Genomic DNA, 7,706 nt, shown 5'->3' with positions numbered 1-7,706 from the left:
TATAACTGTTTTTGAACAAAGGCTTATTTCACAGGCCATTACGCCAATTGATTACAAAAATAAAATTACTAGTGGCCATATCCAGCTGAATTTATTCGATTCTTAACCGGACACTAATGGTGCAAAATATGGGGAGAAAATAGTAAAAAGAACGCCCATGCAGGCAGATAAGAATTCATATAGGATTTTTGGAAAACTTGTTTCTAATGAAGATTCAGAATTCATTTTTGAGGTGACATCTGGTTGGGATAAATACTATTTTTTTGGACTTTTCAAAAATAACCAGAATAAACTTAGTTTTGAAACACATTACAGCATGATAGGAAAATTTGTTGAAGTAAAAAAATTCAAAAGGGTTAACGGAACAGTGGGATATGGGCCGATTTTTGAAATTGTTTACATAGAAGATTAGAGATCCTTTTATAGTTTGCTGCATAATGATTTACACGTAGTTTGTTATTGAAAACCAGAACAAAATTACCCAATGGTGGATAGACAATCTTGCAGAGGTTGTGCAGTAGATTAACAATACGAAGTTCAGACTGAATATACACTCAGGTCAATGGGTTTTAGTCAAGCATAATTGAGGATTTCGGAAAGTAGTGATATATCTTTGGAACTAAGAGTCAAGAAAAGACTTCTCCATATCCCTACGAACCAATTTTTTAACTCTTAGGGTATCCCGGTCTTGTTATTCGTTGCTTCACATTTTCAATTCAAGTTTAACGTATACCAACGTTATAGTTCACGACGATAATTATTATCAGTGATTGTAAGGAAATAAAACTGCCGTTGATTTTTCCCACACATCTTTTAGAGACTTAATAGCCTATGAAAATCTACGGAAATTTTGAGGGTGCATACTCATTGAGCAAGAGGACCTTAAGGGCCAATATATCAATGACACTTTCCCTCTTCGTGCGTATCGATCGCTGGCTGGTATACCTAAACAAGCCCTGGAAAAATGATACGCACGAACTTACTTTTTATCTCCGCTGCTCCTTTTAATATCTATTTCGGGATCATACGCTTCACCCTTTTTCCACATGCCATACAATGCGGCCAGCATACTCCTTGCCACGGTTAGCTTGGCCTTGTGGTATGCAAGACCCTTTTCTAAGGTCAACCTTAGGTACTGTCTTCTAATCTGATTATCATTTGCAGAGATCGACGCCTGGACAGCCTGCTTGATTGCATTTTTCAAGGGCCGATTATACTCTCTGGTTAGCTTCCTTGAGTAAACCTTCTCCCCTGAACTGCGTTCCATCAGACCAACTCCTGCATACATCCATAGTTTCTTTTTATTGGCAAATCGATGAGGTGTTTCTATTATGGCTGATATCGTCGCAGCATGAATCAGACCGATCCCAGGTATTTCCATGAATCGCTTTATCTCAGGGTAACGCTTGCTTTGGATTCTGATATTCTTCTTAAGCCTCTCTTTAGACACACGCGGTTGGTCCAGTTGAACCCAAAGTTCTTCTACGATCAAACAGGCAACCTTATTCTCCGAAAGCTTCTCTCGCCAATTCACCCTGTGTTTGTCAGAATATACGGTCGCTCCACTACATTGTATCCCGTTTTTTCTGAAATTGGCTTTTATTTTGTTTTTAATTCTGGCTTGGCTCTTGACCGTATCATGATAGGCGGATACCAGTTCTTTGAACTGTCTGCGTTTATCAACAGGATGATAAATCGCCTTGATATATTTGCCCCTGGCTAACTGTGCCAACTTCTCGGCATCGATGGTGTCATCCTTTTGGCCCGCTTTACCGATCCATTTGTTGATCTTCGGATCGGTAATAATGAGTTGCTCGCCAAATTTTAAACTCGTCTCAAGCAGCCATCCTGCCAGTTCACCTTCTTCGATGAAAATTCTTCTAGGATTGGGCACACTCTTTACAAAACCAATAAATTCTTTAACACCCGTATTCACTTTTGCTGTTCGGGTCGTCGCTCCCCTTTCATTGACTACAGCAAAGTCTAAACTTGATATATGACAATCTACTCCAATATAGTTCATTTGGGTATCTCCTTTCTGGGTTGGATTTGTTTTTGTGGTAAAAACAATACCATTTCCCAACCCCAGAGGGATACCCGTAGTTTCATAGTCTCATTGAGAATATCCTGACTTTACCCAAAATACAGATATCACAATTGGAGGGTGTCAAATCAAGTAAATCTTAATGTTGATTATTGCAAAATCATCTCCGTCTAACGACACATAATCCTATCTGGTGTATCATAGAGGCACCGGGAACCGATTTAGAATGCTCACATGTTGCGGGGCATGCTCCGTTTTTGGTCGTCTCACATCTATCTGTTTAAAGATTATCTGCGGCTTTGGAACAGATTTTATTTGTTATTGATTCCCAAACCCGTTTTGTGCGCCACAGTCGGGACATTCCCAGGTGATTCCATTACATGACATGCCCCACACATTTTCATACATACATTCCTGGCAAATAGAAAAACCACACCTGCATGTCCAGCAGAAAGGAAATGTTTTTCCGCAGCAGTGACAGAGATACTTTTTATTTTTTCGGTACTTTCTTCTATATGCTGTTTTAACTTTTGAATCCGGCATCATTTTTTTACCCCAGAGAATGGGGTATATTTTGTTTAATTAAGCAGTTATCTCTGGGAGCTCCGTGGCCCCTGTGGAGACCTTAACTTTTTACGAAATCGTCCGTATTGGATCCTTTCCGAGCATGGTTGACATATTTAATAAAAACAGGTTATCAACACAAGCATATTTTCTTCTCAGATCTAAATCGACTCACCTGTTTCAGCGGAAAAGAGTATAAATGAAAGATGAAAAAACCATATATATGGTAGACGGAAGCGCCTATATTTACCGCGCCTATCATGCGGTCCGCGGGCTTTCCAACTCGAAGGGACTCCCCACCAATGCCGTGTTCGGGTTTACCCGCATGCTGTTAAAACTGATTGAAGAGCGAAACCCTGAATATATCGGGATCTTTTTCGATTCAAAGGGTCCGACATTCAGGCATAAAATCTACAAAGCATATAAAGCCAACCGACCGCCCATGCCGGAAGATTTGTTGGTTCAGCTTCCTTATATAAAAAAAATTACCCAGGGGTTCAATTTTCCTGCCATCGAAATGCCTGGCTATGAGGCGGATGATTTGATTGGCACCTGTGCTCATCTGGCTGAAAAAATGGGGTTTTCAGTCATCATGGTGACCGGTGATAAGGATTTCATGCAGCTGGTCACCGCCAAATCGATCATCTGGGACCCGATGAAGGATAAGACCATTAATGAAAAAAGCATCAGGGAAACAAATGGAATTGAACCTTCCATGATGGTAGAGGTTATGGGGCTTTCCGGCGATACCGCGGATAATATCCCCGGTGTACCCGGGATCGGGCCTAAAACCGCACTTTCTTTGATCCAAACCTTTGGGAGCATGAAAGGCCTGTATGAAAAAGTCGATACCATCACCAAGAAGAAACAACACGAAAACCTGGTAAAATACAGGGAACAGGCATTTTTAAGCCGTGAGCTGGTTATCATCAATACCTCGGTGCCGCTGGAATTTGACCCACAGAAATTTATCTACAAACAGCCGGATAATGCTCAGCTGTCAAAGCTGTTCAAAGACCTGGAATTTTCCCAGCTGCAAAAAGAGTTTCCTCAAAAGGCGGATTTAAGCAAAAAGGATTATCGATGGGTTCACAATATCAAAGAGCTTTCTGACCTGGTTTCCCGGCTGAAGGCCGCACACATTTTCGCCATTGATACTGAAACAACCTCGCAAAATCCGATGAAAGCAAATCTGGTGGGGTTATCATTTTCCCTCAAAGCCGATGAAGCTTTTTATATTCCCTGTGCCCACGATTATGCGGATGTACCTGAGCAGATTTCGCTGAAAGAGGTGATCCATTTTTTGAAATCGGTACTGGAAAATCCGGATATCAAAAAGGTCGGACAGAATATAAAGTATGACTGGATGGTTCTTGAACGTCATGGGATACATCTGAAGGGTGTGGTGTTTGACACCATGCTGGCATCTTACTTGATTAACCCGTCCAAAAGGGCCCACAACCTGGATCAGATTGCCCTCGATTTTCTGGATCATAAAACAACCACCTACCAGGATGTGGTTGGGAAAGGAAAAAATGCCTCCGGTTTTGCCCAGGTTCCCATAGAAAAAGCAGTCCCCTATGCATGTGAAGATGCCGATATTACCCTTATGGCTTACCATGTTTTGGATCCCGAGCTAAACAAGGCGGGCCTAAGAAAACTTCTTGAGGAAGTTGAAATGCCCCTGGTGCCTGTGTTGATGCGCATGGAGATGAACGGAATATGTGTGGACAAAGATAAGCTTCGCAGCCTGTCAAATACATTTGAAAAAAAGCTCAACACACTGGAGAAAGGCATATATGAGGCTGCGGGGGAAAAATTCAACATCAAATCCACCCAGCAGCTGGGGCATATTCTTTTTGATAAGCTTAAACTGCCGCCGAAGAAGAAAACCAAAAAAAAGACCGGTTTTTCCACCGACGTGGGTGTTTTGACCGAACTGGCCCGAAATCATGAGCTTCCCGCGATGATACTTAAACACAGAACTCTGGCCAAACTCAAATCGACCTATACGGACGCGTTGCTTGATTTGCTACATCCGGAGACCGGTCGCATCCACACCTCATTTAATCAAACGGTTACCGCTACAGGACGCCTGAGCAGCTCGGACCCCAATCTGCAGAATATTCCCATACGAACCGATGAGGGAAGGGAAATCCGCAGGGCGTTTGTTCCAAGAAATGGATGGCACCTGGTTTCGGCCGATTATTCCCAGATAGAGCTCAGAATTTTGGCCCACTGTTCCGAAGATCAAATCCTGATTCAGGCGTTTATGGAAGATGAAGATATACACATGCGAACCGCCGCTGAGGTGTTTCAGGTTTTTCCCTCGTTTATTACTCCGGAACTCAGGCAGCAGGCCAAAGCGATCAATTTTGGCATCATATACGGTATGAGCCCCTTTGGCCTTTCCAAGCAGCTTGATATAAGCAGAAAAATGGCCAATACTTACATCACCAATTACTTTGCCAGGTATAAAGGAGTTAAACAGTTTGTGGACAGTACCATCGAAAATGTCGGTAAAACGGGCAGGACAAGTACGTTGCTGGGACGGATACGGCTATTGCCGGACATCAACAGCCCCAATAAAAACGTTCGGCGGTTTGCCGAGCGAACAGCCATAAACACACCGATTCAGGGATCTGCGGCCGACCTGATTAAAGTGGCCATGATCAAAGTGGACCAGGCATTTAGAGAAAAAAAATTGAAATCCGCCATGCTTTTGTCTGTACACGATGAACTTATTTTCGAAGTACCGCCCGACGAACTCAGTATGGTAAAACAGCTGGTAAAAAAAATTATGGAAGGAGTCTGGGAGCTTAAGGTGCCCCTGAAGGTAAACGTGGCATGTGGGAAAAACTGGGCGGAAGCGCATTAGTTTTGTGGAAAGATACTTGTATGGCACCTGATGAAGACTTTCAGTATCGAATATGTTGCGCTTTATGGCTCAAAAATGCTAATATGAATGATATTCTCAGACCTGGTTCCGACTTATCCGGGATAGAAAAAGAGGGATATAAATGAAACAGAGAATTTGCAAAACCATAACCGTATTTTTAATCATTATGGTCGGGTTTGTCTTTTTAACGGCATTTGTGCCGGACAGAGCCATCGCCGGGCAGACTCTGTACACGGCTTATAATGTCTGGTTTGAAAAACCCGAAAGGATATGGTCCATCAATTATAAAAAAGGCGCTGTCATTCCCGCAGGTACACAGGTGCGTGACGTCGAAATAACAACAATCAACCGTCGGCACAAAGCGATCATTTTTACCACGGTCAAAGAAAAAAGGGGCTTTTGTATTTACTGGATAAGAAAATACCATCCCGGGAAAACCATACAGCAATTCAAGAAAAATTTATTTACCACCCACAAATTTACCGACCTGACCTCAGGAATGAGCAAAGACGAAATCACCGCTATCAAAAAAGGCGAAATTATCAATGGAATGAGTAAAAAAGCGGTTCTGGTAAGTTTTGGTCCCCCGCCTGAACATGCGACGTTCTCCCAGGATCATATTGTCTGGACCTACTGGACCAGCAAGTTCATACGCATGAAAATATATTTTGATGATGACGGCATTGTCAGAAGTTATAAGCTGGGAATGTAAAGACGGTTTCAACTCGGGCTGAAGCTGTTTAGACTGCTCGCGGCGCAAGCGCCTGCGCTGCGCGAAGGCTGAATGGGTCATAAGAGTAAGATTGTCTTATTTTGGCGATAATATATGATTCTTTTACAAAAATGGCTTCAAAATACGCTTTTTCCTAACAGTCTACAACCTTCAACCTAACCACCTGAGCAGTTATCTTTTACTTTATGAACCCTGATGAAAAATGCATGCTGCTGGCTGAAAGAATCGCCAAGGTTTTTCGGGAGGGGATACATTTAAGCAGCGATGTCATGCACTTTATCGATTCCACCTTTTCAAACCCTTGCATGAATGAGCTTGAAAAAATAATTACTGATCCGTCCGACTGTGAAAGTGATTCTTTAATCGAGTTGATTTTTTCCCCCGATGAAGAGTTTCAGGCCAAGCTGGAAGACCTTTTGGAAAACCATCATTATTGCAGAAAAGATGAACCAAAGGTGTTGCATTATCTCTCCTTAAAGCCCATGGAATCGACGATCCATTTTCCTCACCATCCAGGCGCACTGAAGGTAAATGTGCCCGATGAGACAGCCGGTCGATTCCTAACCCGGCTGAATATTCACCGGAACATGGATCAAAGGATATCTGCCGCCATAGACACAAGTATTCCCCAAAAATTGAAAATGCAGGTTAGGGTTAAATTGAGAAACACCTATGATGAGCTTGCGGAACATAAAATTCTATTTTTATGCGATTTTTTTCAAAAGATGGACCACGAAAGCGTCGATTTTATGGAATGTCTTGATTTGATACTCTCCTTTTTAGCTGAAACCGAAGATACTGAAGACTTATTTGGCGCACTGATGAATAAGAAAAGATTTCATTTTAAAAATGTGCAAAGGGCGGAAAAATTCAGCCGGCAGCTGGAAAAAGCCAACATGGAAACAATCATGCTTCAGGGTGCCAAAGCCCCTTATGTCAGCATCAAAGATGAAAAAAGAAACATGGACCTCATAGACCAAATCAGTTGGTCGGTTTTTGGCAGGACCGAATATTTTGAAGATTCTCAACCGTGCGTTGAACTCCGGTTTTAAATTATGCTGATCGTAGTGATACTGGTGATATGCGGGACAACCTCTTGAAACCCGTTCAGTTTCGAGGGAACGGGATAACCCATTACCATTTAATATTATCAAATCTTCTGTCTTTTCAATCGCATAAGCCATACGAGCAAAATAAACAAAAAGATTAATTTTTTGCCACCTTTCGTCACCAAAAAAAGTGTGACTTTAAAGCCGCCTTTTATTTTTCGCAACAGCTATTACATAACGCTGATTTGTAATTTTCTATGATATGATTAGATATCTGTAATTGACTTAATGTTTTGATACTGGCAAGATGAACGAAACCGCTTCGCGGTAGCTTTCCGGCCCATCTTTTCTCATTTCAAATCATTTATCATACCAAAACGACCATCTTAATCTACATATATGGATTCGCTTCGCTCA

At 42.0% G+C, this 7,706-nt stretch carries 5 protein-coding genes; 4 read left to right on the top strand and 1 reads right to left on the bottom strand.

Annotated features, from left to right (window positions below; all coding sequences use genetic code 11):
• Positions 1 to 157 precede the first annotated feature (157 nt).
• The gene (locus tag SWH54_12710) at positions 158 to 412 is read left to right on the top strand and encodes a hypothetical protein (protein MDY6792121.1); all 255 of its coding nucleotides are present in this window, start codon (positions 158 to 160) and stop codon (positions 410 to 412) included.
• A gap of 567 nt (positions 413 to 979) precedes the next feature.
• Here SWH54_12710 and SWH54_12705 read toward each other — a convergent pair.
• Positions 980 to 2,023, bottom strand: coding sequence for an IS110 family transposase (locus tag SWH54_12705; GenBank protein ID MDY6792120.1), 1,044 nt, complete (start codon positions 2,021 to 2,023; stop codon positions 980 to 982).
• Positions 2,024 to 2,807: 784 nt separating this feature from the next.
• On the opposite strand from SWH54_12705, the gene polA reads away from it, so the two are divergent.
• From polA to SWH54_12690, 3 genes are all read left to right on the top strand, one after another.
• Complete coding sequence (polA, locus tag SWH54_12700) at positions 2,808 to 5,486, top strand: DNA polymerase I (protein ID MDY6792119.1); 2,679 nt, start codon at positions 2,808 to 2,810, stop codon at positions 5,484 to 5,486.
• Positions 5,487 to 5,628: 142 nt separating this feature from the next.
• Positions 5,629 to 6,219: a hypothetical protein gene (locus SWH54_12695; GenBank protein MDY6792118.1), complete on the top strand. Its 591-nt coding sequence runs from the start codon at positions 5,629 to 5,631 to the stop codon at positions 6,217 to 6,219.
• A gap of 206 nt (positions 6,220 to 6,425) precedes the next feature.
• Positions 6,426 to 7,292, top strand: coding sequence for a hypothetical protein (locus SWH54_12690; GenBank protein ID MDY6792117.1), 867 nt, complete (start codon positions 6,426 to 6,428; stop codon positions 7,290 to 7,292).
• Positions 7,293 to 7,706 lie beyond the last annotated feature (414 nt).

Source organism: Thermodesulfobacteriota bacterium (assembly GCA_034189135.1).
Classification (GTDB): domain Bacteria; phylum Desulfobacterota; class Desulfobacteria; order Desulfobacterales; family JAUWMJ01; genus JAUWMJ01.
This window is presented reverse-complemented; position numbering and strand designations above follow the sequence as displayed.